The 391-nt window shown below is 57.3% G+C and carries 1 rRNA gene; it reads left to right on the top strand.

What is annotated here, in order from left to right:
- A 16S ribosomal RNA gene (locus tag ACTHS4_RS11660) occupies positions 1–391 on the top strand; the annotation flags it as partial.

The following is a 391-nucleotide window of genomic DNA, read 5'->3' as shown; positions in this document are numbered from 1 at the left end:
CCTACGGGTGGCTGCAGTCGAGAATCTTCGGCAATGAGCGCAAGCTTGACCGAGCGACGCCGCGTGCGGGATGAAGGTCTTCGGATTGTAAACTCCTGTTGATCGGGACGAAAAGCTTCGACCTAACACGTCGAAGACTGACGGTACCGGTTGAGGAAGCCACGGCTAACTCTGTGCCAGCAGCCGCGGTAATACAGAGGTGGCAAGCGTTGTTCGGTATCACTGGGCTTAAAGAGTTCGTAGGCGGTCTGGTAGGTGAGGTGTGAAATCCCCCGGCTCAACCGGGGAACTGCGCTTCAAACCACCGGACTTGAGGGAGACAGAGGTGGGCGGAACAGATGGTGGAGCGGTGAAATGCGTTGATATCGGAAGGAACGCCAGAGGCGAAAGC

The sequence above is a fragment of the Neisseria sp. P0014.S009 genome (genome assembly GCF_051958155.1).
GTDB lineage: Bacteria > Pseudomonadota > Gammaproteobacteria > Burkholderiales > Neisseriaceae > Neisseria > Neisseria flavescens_C.
This window is presented reverse-complemented; position numbering and strand designations above follow the sequence as displayed.